The organism is Bogoriella caseilytica (assembly GCF_003752405.1).
In the GTDB taxonomy this organism is placed as follows: domain Bacteria; phylum Actinomycetota; class Actinomycetes; order Actinomycetales; family Actinomycetaceae; genus Allobogoriella; species Allobogoriella caseilytica.
In genome coordinates this window covers 823,481-839,619 of sequence record NZ_RKHK01000001.1, presented here as the reverse complement: position 1 = coordinate 839,619, position 16,139 = coordinate 823,481, and the positions used below count along the sequence as shown (strand labels likewise).

Genomic DNA, 16,139 nt, shown 5'->3' with positions numbered 1-16,139 from the left:
GGTCTCAGACGGTGAAGACGACCCGCCAGGTGGTGGGTGATCGGTCGAGACGGTACTGCTCGGGGAGGGCGGGACCGCAAGATGCCGAGCCGAGCCCCTGCTGGGCGTGGTCCAGGGTGAGCCACACCTTCCCGGAGTCCCGGAGGTCGTGCGGGTGTCGCGCGCGCTCGAGATCCTGTGCGGTCCAGCGCCGCGCGGCGAAGGAGAACCGGGAGCCAGTCACGCCCAGGCTCCGGTCGCTTCCGGTGAGCCGCAGCCACCGCACCTCCTGACGATTGCCGTTCTCCTGAGGGACGGGATAGTTCGTCTGCAGGGCATCGACCGGTGCGCCGAACCTCCCCACGTACGCGCCGTGGCGGGAGTCCGCGTAGGACTCTCCTGGTCCCAGTCCGAACCACTCCACATGGTCGAGCTCCCGAGGGAGGGCCATGCGGAGGCCGATGCGCGGCACCAGGATGTCCCGCTGGCGAAACGGGGTGTCGGTCCATGGGCCGGTGAAGTCCAGCGTGACCTCCAGCTCGAGGCTGCGCTCATCGGGAGCGGACCACTCGAAGTGGTAGGCGACGCCATGCCCGTGAGCCGCGGGGGCACTCCGGCCCAGGACCTGAAGGGAATGCGAGGTGATCTCGACGGCGTCGGTTCGGTGTTGCATGCGATCCAACCCGACTGCCGACCAGACCGAGGCGAGGTCGTTGTGACCGCCCTGACCTCGGTCGTTCTCAGTGGGGGCGCGGTAGAGATCAACCTCCGGTCCCACGGTGGGCAGCTCGCCGAGCTCGACCAATGCTCCGGTGAGCGGATCGAAGCGTCCCGGCCCCAGTGTGAGGTGCCCCCCGCCCGGGCGGGGGGCCAGCAGCGTGACCTCGATGCCGGCGCTGGCAGGCTCGGGTGGTGCCCCGGCCGGCTCGAGCAGTCCCTGCCCCCGGGCGATCACGTGGCCGCGCGGGGCCCATGACTCCTCACGGCGGAGGCGAGCCTCTGCGGTGATCCACGTTTCGCCCTCCAGCGGCGCTGCAGGAACCGGCAGGTCGAGAGAGACCGTCTCGCCGGCCGCGCAGGCAGGGATGTCGAGCACGCCGCTGGCAGACTCCTCGCCCTCGGTCTCCACCCGCCAGGCGAGCTCGAGGTGTTCCAGACCGAGGGTGTCGTGCTCGTTGTGCAGGGTCGCCGTGGCTCGCCCCACGTCGATCACCACCGGCGAGAGCACTGCGGCAAGTTCGCGCAGACCGGGGGAGGGGGTCCGGTCCGCGAAGAGCAGGCCGTCCAGGCAGAAGCGCCCGCCGTTGGGCCGATGGGCGACGTCGCTGCCATGCATGACGAAGGCCTGTCCCTCGCCGTCACGGTGGTGGAAGCCGTGGTCGATCCACTCCCACACGAAGCCGCCGCAGAACCGCTCCGACGAGCGCATGATCCGGTGGTAGTCCGCGAGCGACCCGGGTCCGTTTCCCATGGCGTGGGCGTACTCGCACAGGAGAAAGGGCAGCGTGCGCCGGCGGTCGTCCTCGGCGTCACTCACCCCTGCCGGGCGTTCTTCCTCACGTCGGCCGATAGCTTCGAGAGTCTCGAGTGAGGGGTACATGATCGAGTAGAAATCGGAGTTGCGGTAGCTCGGATCGCGCTCGTACATCAAGGGCCGTGAGGGGTCGCGCTCCCGGATCCACTGCTCCAGCTCGTCGAAGTTCTCACCGGTCCAGCTCTCGTTCGCCATCGACCAGACGATGACGCTCGGCCGGTTCTTGTCTCGCTCCACCATCCGCTGGATACGGTCCAGGAGCGCGTCGCGCCACATGGGCTGGGCGGGTGGGTTGCCCGCCCAGCCGGTGTAGATGAAGCCGTGCGTCTCGATGTCGCACTCCTCGACGACCCAGAGCCCGAACTCGTCGCAGAGGCGGAGGAACTCGGGATGGGGCGGGTAGTGGCTGGTGCGAACGGCGTTGATGTTGTGCTGCTTCATCAGCAGCACGTCGCGGAGCATCGTCTCGTGGCTCAGCGCTCGGCCGGTCTCCGGGTCGTGCTCATGCCGGTTCACACCGCGCAGGAAGACTCGCCTTCCGTTGACGAGAAGCGCTCCGTTCTCGACCGTCACCGTGCGGAACCCGACGGCGAGATCGACGATCTCGCTCTCGCCGACCAATGTCCCCCGGTACAGACGCGGGTGTTCGGCGCTCCACGGCTCGACGGGCAGGGTGATCTCCTGGCCTGCGGGCACCACGATACCGAGTTCGGGGATCTCCACCCGGGCGGGAACGTCGGTATCCACCCGCAAGGTGCCGGTGCCGGAGCGATGGTCGTAGGAGGCGTGAATCTGATGATCCTCGATACCGTTCGGCGGGCGCTCAAGGAGCTCGACATCGCGGAAGATTCCCGGCAGCCACCACATGTCCTGGTCCTCCAGGTAAGTGCCCGCAGACCAGCGGTGGACCCGTACGGCCAGGACATTGCGACCCGGGCGGAGCTCGACGTCGTACTCGGCCGGCAGCCTGCTGCCTGTTGACCAGCCGAGCTCAACTCCGTTGAACCAGACCTTGGCGCATGAGTCGACCCCTTGAAAGCGCAGCACGGCCTTGCCGTGCCAGTCCTGCGGCGCCGTGAACACCAGCCGATGGTCACCGGTGGGGTTCTCGGCCGGGACGCGGGGCGGGTCGATCGGGATGGGCAGCGCGGTGTTGGTGTAGAGCGGGCCGTCGGCGGTGCCGCGGAGCGAGCGAGGCGCCAGCTGCCCCGGGGGCGTCACCTCTTGCAGCACCCAGTGGCCGGGCACGTGAATCTCGTCCCAATCCGCATCGTCGAAGCTCGGGTCGGTGAAGTCCGCGCCGGTCCCCATGGCCGTGGGGCAGAGCCGGAAGCGCCAGGTGCCGTTCAGGCTCATCCGCCGGGCGTTGGAGAGCGCATCCGCGCGGGGAGCGCGCCGGCCGGCGCCAGGCTCCATGGACTGCCAGTAGGACACAGCTGGGGTCTCTCTTCTCTCTTGTTCGGCCCATCGCGGCATCGCGGCGCAATGAAAGGCTCAGTCGGTCAGGGGTGAGGGTGCCGGCCCCAGCCGGTCCAGTGCCCCCCAGAAGTCGTCCGGGACGTAGCTGCGGCGCAGCTCCTCCAGAGCCGCCATCCGGATGGTCGAGGAAACGCCCACCACGGTCGAGTGGATGAACTCGGAGCGCAAGGAGAACTGCAGGGCCACTCGTGGCAGCGTGACGTCATGCTCCACGCAGAGGAGCTCGACCCGGCGCACCCAGGAGAGGAGCTCCGGTGAGCTCGTCTGATAGGCGTAATGACGCTTGGAGGCCACTCCGGAGGCGAGCAGCCCGCCGCCGAAGGGCGCGGCGTTGAACACGGCCATCCCGCGCTGGTGTGCTTCGCGGATCAAGGGCTCGGCGCTCTGGTCCACGATCGTGTAGCGGTTGTGCGTCAGTAGCGCGTCGAAGACGCCGGTGCGCACATAGTCCTGGACCACGGAGATCCGGCCGGCGGCGATGCCGATGGCGTCCACCAGGCCCCGTTCCTTGAGCTCGACCATGCCGGCGATCGCGCCGCGGGGGCCGGAGGCCTCCTCGAAGGTCACGGTGTAGGGGTCGTGCAGGTGCACCAGCGGCACCCGATCGACGCCGAGGCGACGGCAACTCTCCTCGAAGGAGCGCAGTACCCGGTCGCGGTCGAAGATCCCGGTGGCCAGGTCGCGGTCGGTCTTGGTCACGATGCTGCGGTCCGGGGCCAGTTCCGCTCTCGGCACCGCTCGCCGGGCCAGGCCCAGTACCTCCTCGCTGCGTCCCTCGGCGTAGGCGTTCGAGGTGTCGACCAGGGAGAACGGACCGGTCAGCAGCGCGCGCGCGAGCTCCACGGCCGCGCGCTCCGCCTCGTCTCCCCGGCGGGTTCCGCGGCCCAGGGAGGAGGTGCCGAAGGTCAAGGGACTGCACATGAGCCCGGTGGATCCGAGTGGACGGAGCGCGACGGGGTTCTGCATCGTCATCAGCCCTTCACGGCCCCGCCGGCCAGCCCCTTCATAATCCGTTGATTCAGCAGGACGAACAGGATCAGCAGGGTGAAGACGTTCATGAACACCCCTGCGAAGAGCGGGCCGTAGTTCACCTGACCGTACTCGCCACTGAAGTTGAGCAGTCCTGCCTGGATGGGGCGAAGGTCGGGGTTCGTGGTGAAGGTCAGCGCGATGAGCAGATCGTTCCAGATCGAGAGGAACTGAACGAGCCCGACCGTGAACAACGCATTGCGCACCAGCGGAATGCCGATGGAGAAGAAGGAGCGCAGCATGCTCGCGCCGTCGATGGTCGCGGCCTCGAAGATCTCGCGAGGGACAGAACGGAAGTAGGCCGTCATGAGGAACACCGTCAGTGGCATCCCCAGCCCGGCGTAGGTCAGGATCATCGGAAGGTAGGTGCCGGAGATGCCCATGTTGAAGTAGGCGATGAACAGGGGCACCAGAATCATCTGACCGGGGATCATGATCCCGGAGAGGAAGAGAAGCAGTGTGAGGTTGCGCCCCTTCCAGACCATGACCTCGATGGCGAAGGCGGCACCGAGTCCGAAGACCAGGATGGCGGCCAGTGAGGGCGCGGTGACGATCACCGAGTTCAAGAAGTTCCTGGCCAGGTCGCCGGTGGTCAGAGCTTCGACGTAGTTGTCGAAGTTCCAGGATTCGGGCATCGCGAAGGTCGACTCCTGGACGAATTCACGTTGTGTCTTGAACGAGCTGACGAAGAGCCAGAAGACCGGGTAGATACCGATCGCGAGGACCACCACGATGCCGATCCACGCGGGGATGGCACGCTTGAGCCGGCTGCGGGTCCAGCGCCGCGCGCGCTGTGGCGGCTTGCGGCCTGGTTTGATGAAGACGTCCTGCGGCGCTGTGATAGTTGCCATCGCTATGCCTTTGTCCGGTCCTTGCGAGCTGATCCGAAGATCAGCAGGCTCACGCACAGGCAGATCAGGGTGAGAACCAGCGCGATCGTGGCACCGTACCCGTAGTCCTGGAACGTGAAGGTGGTCTTGAACATGTAGAGCGTGAGCGGTTGGGTGGAGGTCCCTGGCCCGCCGCCGGTGAGCGCGTAGATCGTGTCGAAGACCTTCAGAGTGACGTTGAAGCTGAAGATGGTTGCCGAGAGCAGTACTGGCAATGACAGTGGCAGCACGATGCGCCGGATCAGCTGTAGCCCGTTCGCGCCGTCGATGCGGGCCGATTCCAGGAGCTCTTCCGGGATGTCAACCAGGCCGGCGTACATCAGCAGCGCGAAGAATCCGACCGAGCTCCATAGTGCGACGACGACCAGCACGACGAAGGACGTATTCGGGGCTCCGAACCAGTCGATCGAGGGGAGGCCAATGGCGTTGAAGATCGAGTTGACCGGTCCGGTCTGTGGGGCGACCTCGAAGAAGCGTTGGAAGAGAAGGGCCACCGCTACCGAGGGCAAGACGGTGGGGAAGAAGACGAGTGCACGCACGAAGGCCGAGGAGCGGCGCAGCACGAAGACATAGAACAGGGCGAAGAGATAACCCAGCAGGATCTGACCTGCGGTAACGACCAAGGAGTACTGCAGGGTGAAGAGAATGGCCTGGTGGAGTTCGGCGTCCTCCAGAGCTTTACTGAAGTTCGCCAGACCGACGAAGGTGAATCCGCGCAGGTCGCCTTGGAAGAAGGAAAGGCCGAGGGACCACAGCACCGGAACGAGCTTGACCAGCGTGTACAAGAGCATTGCTGGGAGTAGCAGGATGAGGATGGTCTTCTTATCCCCGAGAACAGATTTCATCGCAGCGTTAAGCCTCCATGTATCGGTCCAGCAGCGACCTCACGGGGAGGTCGGCGGTCGATCGCGCCGCCGACCCCCCCCGCGGCAAGTACGGCTAGCTGCCGGACCCGTCTGCGTCGACGGCGGCCTGGACGGTCCGGGCGAAGTCCTCGGCACTCATCGAACCGGTGAGGAGTGGCACGGCGTTCTCACCGGCTGCCTGGGCACCGCGTTCACCCATCTCGGCCTCGAACCACAGCACGGTCTCGGTGACCGATTCGAGGATCTCGTTGATCTCGGCCGTCAAAGGCGGGACGTCCTCGACCGGGTCGTTGAGCTGGAAACCGGAGATGGCACCGCTGTCGTTCATCAGCGTGGAGCCGTAGTTCTGCACGATGCACTTCAGCCAGTCGCCGAGCTCCTCGTTCTCCGCGTAGTGCGAGGCGGAGATGGCGGTGGCTGCCCCGGCGTTGGCCGGGTACTGGTCGATGGAGCCGGCCCCGCCTTCGACCTCGGGGAAGGGGAAGAATCCGAAGTTCTCGGATCCGACGACGTTCAGCTCCTCGTCGTGGATGGCGCTGAGGATCCAGCTGCCGTTGTACATCATCCCGGCCTCGCCGGTGAGGAGCATGCTTTGGGCCGTGTCCATGTCCATGGTCGAGACGCCCGGACCGACGAATCGGCTCAGGTCTGAGATCGCTTCGATCCCGCGTAGGTACTCGGGGTCGGTCAGTTGCGCCTCGCCGTTGACCACGCGCGTCAGCGCGTCCGGACCGAGGTCACGGAAGAGATAGGCGCCCACGTAGCGCAGGATGCTCCAGGACTGGTCGCCCGAGACGGTGAAGGGCGTCTTGCCTGCGGCCTCGAGGGCCTCAGCTGCCTCGAGCCATTCGTCCCAGGTCTGCGGGACGTCGATGTCGAGTTCGTCGAAGAGTTCGGCGTTGTACCAGAATCCTTCGATGTTGAGTTGGTAGGGCAGCGAGACGAAACCGCCGTAGACGTTCTCCACCGTGGAGACTGCCGCTGGTAGAACATCGTCATAGACGCCCAGCTCGGTCAGCGCCTCGCCCAGGTCGAGCACGTCCTCGGCCATCGAGCCGTCCGGCCGGATGGCCGAGGTCGGGGCGATGAACATGTCCGGAAGAGCGTCCTGGCTGGCCAGGAGCCGAACCCGTTGATTCACGTCAGCCTGGGGGAGGGTCTCTACCTCTAGCGGCATAGCCCCTTCCTCGGCCGAGCACTGGTTCTCGCCGAGGAGGCTGAGCGTGTTGCGGATCTGCTGATTCTCGTTCGGTGCGAGGTAGTCGAAGGTCTGGTCGCCTCCGCTGGTCTCTTCGCCACTGGTCTCTTCGCCGCCGGTCTGGTCGCCTCCATCGGCAGTGTTGGATTCCCCATCGCTGTTCCCGCAGGCTGTGAGGATGAGGGCCAGGCTGGCAACGGCGGATGCACCGATGCCGACCTTCGAGCGTGACTTCTGAATTGCCATGGACACGTTTCCTCCTTGAAAGGTCCCATTGACACGTATCAATCGAGCAAACGCTATGTCCCGCTCCCGGGTCGTGTCAAGGTTCGGGCTCGATCCAGCCCAGCCGTTGCGGTCACAGTTCCGTAACGGTGGCGCCCGGGCGCCGGGGTGGGGTGTCAGCGAGGTCGGCCATAGCTTGATACGTGTCAGTATCTGACACGGTCCCGTCCGGCCCGGGCTTCGGGTGAGGTCAGGCTTGCGGGGTGCGATGAACCCGTGCTGCGGACGGGTTGCCGTCGCAGACGGGCGCCCGGAGTCGAAGCCGAACTTCCGCGCCGCGGTGGGCATGCCGTCGACCATGGCGAGGTGCTGGTGGCGCCAGCCCTGGGGGCGGCCGGCACGCAGGGCGTGGTGCCGCTCGCGCACGTGGCCTGTGAGGTCGTTCCGGGGGTTCTGAGTGGGGGTGAAGGCGTTATCGGGTGTCCGCTTGTTGCGATTGAAACGTATCAAGTGAATGATACGCTCCGTTCCAGCAGATGTTGATACGTGTCATACTCGAAGGAGCGTATGTTCATGACGGCCATCCCGGCTGCGCCGGTCATTGAGCACCACCGGGTGCCTCTCGGTATCGGTGAGAGCGCCCCCCGTCTCTCGTGGAAGATCACCGGTGCGCAACCCGGCTGGGTGCAATCCGCCTACGAGATCGAGGTCTCACGCACCTGTGGCGTCGAGAACTATCACGTGGCTTCGGACGAACAGGTTCTCGTGCCGTGGCCCGGGCAGGCACTGAGCTCACGGGAGCGCGCCACCCTGCGCGTGCGGGTGTTCGATGCTGAGCAGACTCCCTCGGCATGGAGCGAAGCGACGGTGCTGGAGGCAGGGCTGCTGGAGGCCGCAGAGTGGATCGCGCAGCCGGTGGGCGGTACCTGGGAAGAGGATCCAGCGTCCGATGACCGCCGCGGCGCGCTCGTGCGCCGCGAGTTCGAGGTCGGTGACGGGCTGGTGATGGCCCGGCTCTACGCTTCGGCCCACGGGCTCTACGAGGCGGAGATCAATGGCCGCCGTGTGGGCGATGATGCGATGTCGCCGGGGTGGACCGTCTACCCCAAGCACCTGCGCTACTACACCTATGACGTCACAGAACACCTGCGGGCCGGGGTCAACGCAGTGGGCGCTTGGCTGGGCGAGGGATGGTACCGGGGCCGGCTGGGCTGGCGCGGCGGTTTCCGCAATCTCTACGGCTCTGACCTGTCCTTCCTCGGTCAGCTCGAGCTCACATACGACGACGGGCGCCGGGACGTCATTGCCACCGACCACTCCTGGCAAGCGGCGCCGAGCCCGATCCTGCGCTCCAACATCTATGACGGTGAGGACTACGACGCCCGCGAGGAGCTGACCGGCTGGTCCGAGCCCGGCTGTCGCGGTTCCGGGTGGACGCCCGTCTCGGTCCGCGAGAGGGATCCGGCGACGCTGCGCGCGCCTCTGGGTCCGCCGGTGCGCTGTACCCAGGAGCTCACCCCGATCGAGGTCGTAGAAACGCCATCGGGCCATCAAGTCCTCGACTTCGGTCAGAACTTCACCGGGCGAGTGCGGATCCGCGTGCAGGGCCCGGCCGGGGCCGTGGTGACCCTGCGTACCGCCGAGGTACTGCAGGACGGGGAGATCTATACCCGCCCGCTTCGTGACGCGCGATCGACCGACCGCTACATCCTGGCCGGGCGGTCCACGGGTGAGGAGTGGGAGCCGCGATTCACGTTCCACGGCTTCCGGTACGTCGAGGTCGATGGTTGGCCCGGGGATCTTCACGCCGCGATCGCTGCAGGGGACATCGTCGGCCGGGTCTACCACACCGATCTGCAGCGGATCGGCTGGTTCGAGTGCTCGGACCCGCTCGTCAACCAGCTGCACGACAACATCGTCTGGGGAATGCGCGGCAACTTCCTCGACATTCCGACTGACTGCCCCCAGCGCGATGAGCGGGTGGGGTGGACCGGCGACATCCAGGTCTTCGCCCCGACGGCGAGTTTCCTCTACGACGTCTGCGGCATGCTCGCGGGCTGGCTCCAGGATGTCGAGCGGGAGCAGCTCCCGGACGGCACGGTGCCCTGGTACGTCCCAGTGATCCCCGCCCGGCAGCGCTGGACGCCGCTCCGGCCCGGCGCCGCCTGGGGCGACGTGGCAACCTTCACCCCGCTCACCCTCCATGAGCGCTTCGGCGACTCCGGCATCCTGGACCGGCAGTTCGAGTCCGCTCGTCGGTGGGTCGACCTTCTCGACCGATTGGCCGGCGAGGACCATCTGTGGGATACGGGATTCCAACTGGGTGACTGGCTGGACCCGGCCGCACCACCGCAGGATCCAGCCGATGCCCAGACCGACCGCTACCTGGTGGCCACTGCCTACTTCGCGGCATCGGCGCGCAATGTGGCCGTGATGGCGCGCATCCTCGGCCGGGAGGAGGCTGCGCACTACAGCGCCCTGGCCGAGGCGGTCCGGCTCGCCTTCGTGGGCAAGTACGTCCGGCCGGACGGGCGGATGGCCAGCGACGCCCAGACTGCCTACGCCCTGGCACTGCGCTTCAATCTGTTGCCCCAGGAACAGCGCGCTGCTGCGGGCCGGCGTCTTGCCGAGCTGGTGCGTGAGTCCGGGAACCGGATCGCCACCGGGTTCGTCGGTACCCCGTTGGTCTCGGACGCGCTGACCGATACGGGTGAGATTGAGGTCGCCTACGACCTGCTCCTGGAACGCGAGTGCCCCTCGTGGCTCTACCAGGTGCTGCAGGGAGCCACTACCGTGTGGGAACGGTGGGACTCGATGCTGCCGGACGGCACGGTCAACCCGGGATCGATGACCTCCTTCAACCACTACGCTCTCGGTGCAGTGGCCGATTGGATGCACCGGGTGGTCGCCGGGTTGGCGTCGGCAGAGCCGGGCTATCGGCGCGTACGGTTCGCCCCGCGGCCCGGCGGGGGCCTCACCTCGGCGCGTGCTGAGCACGAGTCGCCGTACGGCCGCGTGGCCATCGACTGGCGGATCGAGGGCGAGGAGCTGGTGGTCTGCACTGAAGTGCCGGTGGGGGTGACTGCTGTACTCGAACTGCCGGGAGCGCCAGGCATCGAACTGAGGCATGGCAGAGCGGAGCACCGGGTCGCGTGGACCAGCGGCGGCGTGCCTGCGGCGACTCGTGCCGGCTCACTTCCGTCTGCGGACCCAGCGGCGCACTGAGCTGGCCGGAGTGGGGATAGGCGGCCCCCTTCCGGCGTGTAGCCGCGGATCGCTGGGGCCGGCGGCGTAGCGTCAACCCGTGAACACCTCGGCAGGTAAGCGGACCACGCCCGCTGGCGGACCGCGCCGGAAGCGGCCCTCCAAGGCGGTCATCCGCCGTCGTCGTCTGGTGGCCCTGGTGGTGCTGTTGATCGTGCTCGGCCTGCTCGTGTGGGGTGTGTGGGCACTCGGCAGCTGGGCGGTGGGGCAGGTCGGTGGGTTGTTCGACGACGGCGAGGTCACCGAGGACTCCGGCGAGCAGAATCCGGATCCAGGTGACGGTGAGGACGACGCCGACGATGCGGATGAGGGGGCCTCCGATCCCGAGGCCTGCGATCCGGCGGATCTGAGCGTCAGCATGGACACCGATGGCAGCGAGGGGCGCACCTTCCTCCTCAGCGCGGCGAACGACGGCGAGGCCGCCTGCCTGCTCGATGCCGGAACGCTGGGCGTCGTCGTCCACTCGGGTGAGGACCGGATCTGGTCCACCCACGACTGTTCCCCGCCGTCGGAGCGGATGCTGCTGCTTCCCTCCGGCGACCAGACCGAGGTGAGCCGCACCTGGGACGGGCGGCGCTCGGCACCGGGATGCGAGGGCGAGCAGGGCTACGCCCAGTCGGGCACCTACCGCGCCCGCGCCACCATGGCCGGCAGGGACGAGGATGCCCTGGAGGCGAATGCGGTCTTCGAGGTGGCGGGCTGATCGAGCGCCGGGATCAGATCTCGGCGACTCGCTGCGTGCGGTCTGCTCGGTCAGAACTCGATGAGCACCTTGATGTTCCGGTCCGGGTGCTCACGCAGATCGCGCATGGCGTCGACCGTGTCGGTGAACGGGCGGACCGACGTGCGGATCGGTGCGATGTCCACGGTCTGATTGTGCAGGAGCTGGATCAACGGCTCGAAGGCGTTCAGGCTGTTGCGTGAGCCCACGACGTCGAGCTCCTTCTTGATGAGCGTCGACTGGTTGAAGGTGACCTCACGCGTCCCGTTCCCGATGAGCGCGATCCTTCCGCCGAAGGAAGCCGCCTCGATCGCGTTGAGGAAGCTGACCGGGAGCCCGGTCGCCTCGGCAACGACGTCGAAGCCGTCGCCTCCCGTGGCGGCGGACGCCACGTCGGCCATCTCCGTGCCCCGGAGGTCGAAGGCGTCCTTGGCGCCCATTGCCCGCGCGATCTCCAGCCGTTCCGGGAGCACGTCTGCGATCCACACGTCGGCCCCCTTCGCCTGCGCGGAGACCATGGCGAGCATGCCGATCGCGCCGGCTCCGATCACCAAGACCTTGTCGCCGCGAGTCACTCGCGCCCGATTCATCGCGTGATAGCCGATGGAGAAGGGCTCGACCATCGCAGCGATCTGCGGATCGACCCCCGCAGCCGGGTGTACCCGATCGACGGGCATCACGATGTACTCCTGGAAGGACCCGTCCCGGTGGACGCCCATCGTCTCGTTGTTCTGGCAGCAGTTCACGAGCCCTCGCCGACACGAGTAGCAGGCACCGCAATTGAAGTACGGGTTGCCGGTCACGAGCAGACCGGGGGTCAAGTCCCGGGCGTCCCCGTTGACCTCGACCACCTCGGCGGAGAACTCGTGGCCCGGCACGCGCGGGTAGGTCGCGAACGGTTGAGTGCCGGCGAAGGTCTGCAGGTCGGATCCACAGATGCCCGCGTACCGCACACGCAGGAGCGCCTCGTCGGCCTGGGGTACCGGGAGCGCGGCATCCACCACCGCGATCTTGCCCGGTTCGACAACGTGAACAGCCTTCATCTGAGCTCCAATCCATCGATAGGCACAAGGTGGTTGACCGCACCGCCTGACGCCCCGCACGTCCACCCCATGGGACAAGAACTGATGCGCTGCCTACAGTCCCCCCATGGAGGATGAGGTCGAAACGCCCCTGACCGGCGGCAACATGGATCCGGTGGTGCGCGTGGGCGAGACGGTGCGGCGCGTGACAGGCCCCTGGACGCCCGCCGTGCACACCCTGCTGCGGGCCTATGCCGAGCACGGCATCGCGGAGTGCCCTCGGCCCCTGGGTGTCGATGAGCGCGGCCGGGAAATCCTCACCTTCCTGCCCGGTGGGGTCATGGCCGGCCTGCCGCCCGCGCAGCTGTGGAGCGAGGACTTGCTGCGCCAGGCAGCCGCGTTGCTGCGGCGCATGCACGAGGCCAGCACGGATCTGGTGGCCGCCGATCTGCTCTGGCGGCAGGACCGGCACGAACCGGCTGAGGTGATCTGCCACAACGACGTCGCGCCCTACAACCTGCTGGTCAGCGCCGGCCGGCTGACCGGGGTGATCGACCATGACATGGCCTCACCCGGGCCGCGCGTGTGGGATCTGGCCTACCTCGCCTACCGGATGGTGCCCTACGCCGAGGACGCTCCCGGGCTCGCTGAGGCCCCGGGCTTCGCCGATGCTCCCCGGGCGCGGGCCCACCGGCTGGAGCTGCTGCTGGCGGCCTACGGGCTCGACGTCGAACCGGCCGAGCTGCACGAGGTCGCCGCGGAACGACTGGAGGCGCTGGCTGCCTTCACCGACGCCCGGGCCGCCGAGACCGGCCGCGCGGACTTCTGGGAGCACGCCGCCATGTACCGGCGCGACGCCGCCCGGCTGCGCGCCGGCGCCTTCGAGTGATTCGGCGCCTTCGAGTGAGCGCATCCGCGCGGGCCTAGCTCATCCGACCCAGGGCCGAGAGCGCCTCGCGCAACGAATCCACCTCGATCAGCTCGGCGCTGTGCCGGCCCGAACCGCCAGCACCGCCCCGACCCCCGCCCGAGCCCCCGGGCAGCGAGTCCTTCGTGCCGGCCGGGACGATGATGCGGCGATACCCCAGCCGCGCGGCCTCGGCCACGCGCTGACCGAGCATGGTCACCCGCCGGATGTCGCCCGACAACGAGACCTCCCCGATGGCCGCAGCGTCCAGCGGCAGGGGGCGTTCGGAGGCCGCGGAGGCGATCGCCAGGCAGACGGCGAGGTCCGCGCCGGGGTCATTCGAGCGCATCCCGCCGACGGTGGCGGCGTAGACGTCCCTGTCGTGCAGGCGCACCCCGGCCAGGCGCTCGGTGACCGCGATCAGCATGGACACGCGAGAGGAGTCCAGGCCGGAGACGCCGCGGCGCGGGTTGGGCGCCGGAGTAGGGGTCACCAGGGCCTGGACCTCGGCCAGCAGCGGGCGCCGCCCCTCCACGGTGACGGTGATGCAGGTGCCGGCCGCGGGCTCACTGCGCACCCCGCGGAACAGGGAGGACGGGTCGGCCACCTCGGCCAGGCCGGTCTCGGTCTGCTCGAAGCAGGCCACCTCATCGGCCGGTCCGAAGCGGTTCTTCACCGCGCGCAGCAGCCGCAGTGTGGTCTGCCGATCGCCCTCCATCGCCAGGGTCGTGTCGGCCACGTGCTCGAGGGCCCGCGGCCCCGCCACCGTGGACTCCTTGGTCACCTGGCCCACCAGGCAGACCGGGATGCCACTGGCCTTGGCCAGGCGCGTCCAGGCGGTGGCCACGGCCATCACCTGAGCGACCCCGCCCGGGCGGCCCTCGATCTCGGCGGAGGCCAGGGTCTGCACCGAGTCCACGATCACCAGCGCCACGCCGGCACCCCGCCCGGTGGTCAGGGCCTCCAGGTGGCCCATGGCCTCACCGAGATCCGTGGTGTCGGCGACGTAGAGGTGTTCGCTGCGCGCCCCGATGCGCGCGGCCCGGGTGCCGATCTGCTGGACCGACTCCTCGCCGGAGAGGTAGAGCACCGGCTGGCCGGTGGAGCGTGCGACCGCGTCGGCGGCATTGAGCAGCAGCGTGGATTTGCCCGCCCCGGGCTCCCCGGAGAGCAGCAGCACCTGCCCGGGCACCAGGCCGCCGCCGAGCACCCGGTCCAGTTCTCCCAGCCCGGTGCGCAGACGGACCCCGGTCTCGTCCTCACCGATCTCACTGATCCGCCGTGCGGGGCGGCCAGGTGCCGTGGCGGCCGCAGCTGCGATGCCGCCGGTCTTTCCCGCCGCGCCGCCGACCCCTCCGGCAGCTTCTTCCACGGTGCCCCAGGCCTGGCATTCGCCGCAGCGCCCCACCCACTTGGCCGCCGTCCAGCCGCATTCGGTGCAGCGGTAGGCCGGCCGGGCCCGCGTCTTGGAACTCATGAGGTCACGCTACGACGCCGCACCGACATGCTCCGAACGAGTGCTCGTCGATCGGCCGACCGGGACCGTCCCGCACCGATCGGGACTTTCGGTCCGTTCTCGAAAAACCCCCGCCAGGGCATTGACGAAGGGGGTCTCGTGATTGTTAACATCACCCCAGTGCCCCGCCCGGGGCGCAGCCCTCAGGGGGCACGCTGAGGCGAAGGAGCCACAGGCCACACAGCACGGGACTCCCCGGCTGCACGACCACTCCGCCAGCCACCGGGTGCGCACCACACGGCATACCACCGCCCTCAGGGCGGGAACTTCAAGGAGGAAGAACCATGCGAAGCAGCAGGATGACAGCGCTCGGCGCTGGCGCAGCCCTGATCCTCGCTCTCGGCGCGTGCGCCGGAGAAGGCGCGGGATCCGGCGGCGGCGACACCGACGTGGACACCGACGTCGATACCGACACCGACACCGACACGGACACGGACACCGACGCTGACGCCGAGGACCCGGGCGATCTCACCGCCGGCGTCGCGATGCCCACCCAGACCTACGAGCGGTGGATCAACGACGCCAACAACGTCCAGGAAGGTCTGGAGGAGGCGGGATACAACGTCGACCTGCAGTTCGCCAACGACGACATCCCCACCCAGCAGCAGCAGCTGGACACCATGATCGGCAACGAGGTCGACGTCCTCATCGTCGCCTCGATCGACGGCACCGCCCTGACCGGTCAGCTCCAGGCCGCGGCCGACGCGGGCATCCCCGTGATCGCCTACGACCGGCTGCTGACCGAGAGCCCGAACGTGGACTTCTACGTCACCTTCGACAACTACTCCGTGGGCGTGGCCCAGGCCAACTCCATCCTGCACGGCCTCGGCCTGGTGGACGACGACCTCGAGCCGGTCGACGACGCACCCGAGGGGCCGTTCAACATCGAGCTCTTCGCGGGCTCGCCCGATGACAACAACGCGCACTTCTTCTTCGACGGCGCGATGGACACCCTGGAGCCCTACTTCGACGACGGCACCCTCGAGGTGCCCTCGGGCCAGACCGACTTCGGTCAGGTCGCCATCCAGCGCTGGGAGCAGGAGACCGCGCAGGAACGCATGGAGAACCTGCTGACCACCCACTACAGCGGGGACGACGAACTCCACGCCGTGCTGGCGCCGGCCGACCCGCTCTCGCGCGGCATCATCACCGCGCTGCGCAACGACGGCTGGGGCCCGACCATCGACGAGGGCATGCCCGTGGTCTCCGGCCAGGACGCCGAGATCGCCTCGGTCAGCCTGATCGACCAGGGCATTCAGTACTCCACCATCTTCAAGGACACCCGCCTGCTGGCCGACCAGGCCGTGGCTGCCGCCCAGGCCTTCCTGGAGGGCAGTGAGCCCGAGGCGAATGACACCGAGACCTACGACAACGGTCAGATCGTCGTGCCGTCCTACCTCCTCGACATCGAGATGGTGCTGCAGGACAACATCACCGAGGCCCTGGTGGACACCGGCTACTACACCCAGGAGCAGGTCGACAGCGGCCAGGCCTGATCCCCGTTGCGGG

The 16,139-nt window shown here is 68.0% G+C and carries 11 protein-coding genes; 4 read left to right on the top strand and 7 right to left on the bottom strand.

Annotated elements, in window-relative coordinates; all coding sequences use genetic code 11:
* Window positions 1–4: 4 nt before the first annotated feature.
* The 5 genes from EDD31_RS03770 to EDD31_RS03750 form a co-directional block, all read right to left on the bottom strand.
* Window positions 5–2,947 (bottom strand): glycoside hydrolase family 2 TIM barrel-domain containing protein, encoded by a 2,943-nt coding sequence (locus EDD31_RS03770; RefSeq protein WP_245990871.1) that lies wholly within the window; start codon window positions 2,945–2,947, stop codon window positions 5–7.
* 60 nt (window positions 2,948–3,007) lie between these two features.
* Window positions 3,008–3,964 (bottom strand): aldo/keto reductase, encoded by a 957-nt coding sequence (locus EDD31_RS03765; RefSeq protein WP_245990869.1) that lies wholly within the window; start codon window positions 3,962–3,964, stop codon window positions 3,008–3,010.
* The gene (locus EDD31_RS03760; RefSeq protein ID WP_123302972.1) at window positions 3,964–4,872 is read right to left on the bottom strand and encodes a carbohydrate ABC transporter permease; all 909 of its coding nucleotides are present in this window, start codon (window positions 4,870–4,872) and stop codon (window positions 3,964–3,966) included. Before EDD31_RS03760 ends, EDD31_RS03765 begins: the two co-directional genes overlap by 1 nt.
* 2 nt (window positions 4,873–4,874) lie before the next feature.
* Window positions 4,875–5,756 carry a carbohydrate ABC transporter permease gene (locus tag EDD31_RS03755; RefSeq protein WP_123302971.1) on the bottom strand — a complete coding sequence of 294 codons (882 nt, stop codon included), beginning with the start codon at window positions 5,754–5,756 and terminating at the stop codon, window positions 4,875–4,877.
* Between the two features lie 94 nt (window positions 5,757–5,850).
* Window positions 5,851–7,221, bottom strand: a complete 1,371-nt coding sequence (locus tag EDD31_RS03750; RefSeq protein ID WP_170163173.1) for an ABC transporter substrate-binding protein — start codon at window positions 7,219–7,221, stop codon at window positions 5,851–5,853.
* Window positions 7,222–7,773: 552 nt separating this feature from the next.
* On the opposite strand from EDD31_RS03750, the gene EDD31_RS03745 reads away from it, so the two are divergent.
* Together EDD31_RS03745 and EDD31_RS03740 are read left to right on the top strand one after the other, a co-directional pair.
* On the top strand, window positions 7,774–10,425 hold the full coding sequence (locus EDD31_RS03745; protein WP_123305096.1) for a glycoside hydrolase family 78 protein: 2,652 nt from the start codon (window positions 7,774–7,776) through the stop codon (window positions 10,423–10,425).
* Between the two features lie 79 nt (window positions 10,426–10,504).
* Entirely contained in the window at window positions 10,505–11,167 is a 663-nt protein-coding gene (locus EDD31_RS03740) for a hypothetical protein (protein ID WP_123302969.1), read from the top strand.
* A 50-nt stretch (window positions 11,168–11,217) separates the two neighbouring features.
* Here EDD31_RS03740 and EDD31_RS03735 read toward each other — a convergent pair whose 3' ends face one another.
* Window positions 11,218–12,228, bottom strand: coding sequence for a zinc-binding alcohol dehydrogenase family protein (locus EDD31_RS03735; RefSeq protein ID WP_123302968.1), 1,011 nt, complete (start codon window positions 12,226–12,228; stop codon window positions 11,218–11,220).
* Window positions 12,229–12,334: 106 nt separating this feature from the next.
* On the opposite strand from EDD31_RS03735, the gene EDD31_RS03730 reads away from it, so the two are divergent.
* Complete coding sequence (locus tag EDD31_RS03730) at window positions 12,335–13,096, top strand: aminoglycoside phosphotransferase family protein (protein WP_123302967.1); 762 nt, start codon at window positions 12,335–12,337, stop codon at window positions 13,094–13,096.
* Window positions 13,097–13,130: 34 nt separating this feature from the next.
* Here the strand turns inward: EDD31_RS03730 and radA are convergent, their stop codons facing one another.
* Entirely contained in the window at window positions 13,131–14,591 is a 1,461-nt protein-coding gene (radA, locus tag EDD31_RS03725; RefSeq protein ID WP_123302966.1) for a DNA repair protein RadA, read from the bottom strand.
* A 323-nt stretch (window positions 14,592–14,914) separates the two neighbouring features.
* On the opposite strand from radA, the gene chvE reads away from it, so the two are divergent.
* Window positions 14,915–16,126, top strand: coding sequence for a multiple monosaccharide ABC transporter substrate-binding protein (chvE, locus tag EDD31_RS03720; protein WP_123302965.1), 1,212 nt, complete (start codon window positions 14,915–14,917; stop codon window positions 16,124–16,126).
* The last annotated feature ends 13 nt before the right edge of the window (window positions 16,127–16,139 follow it).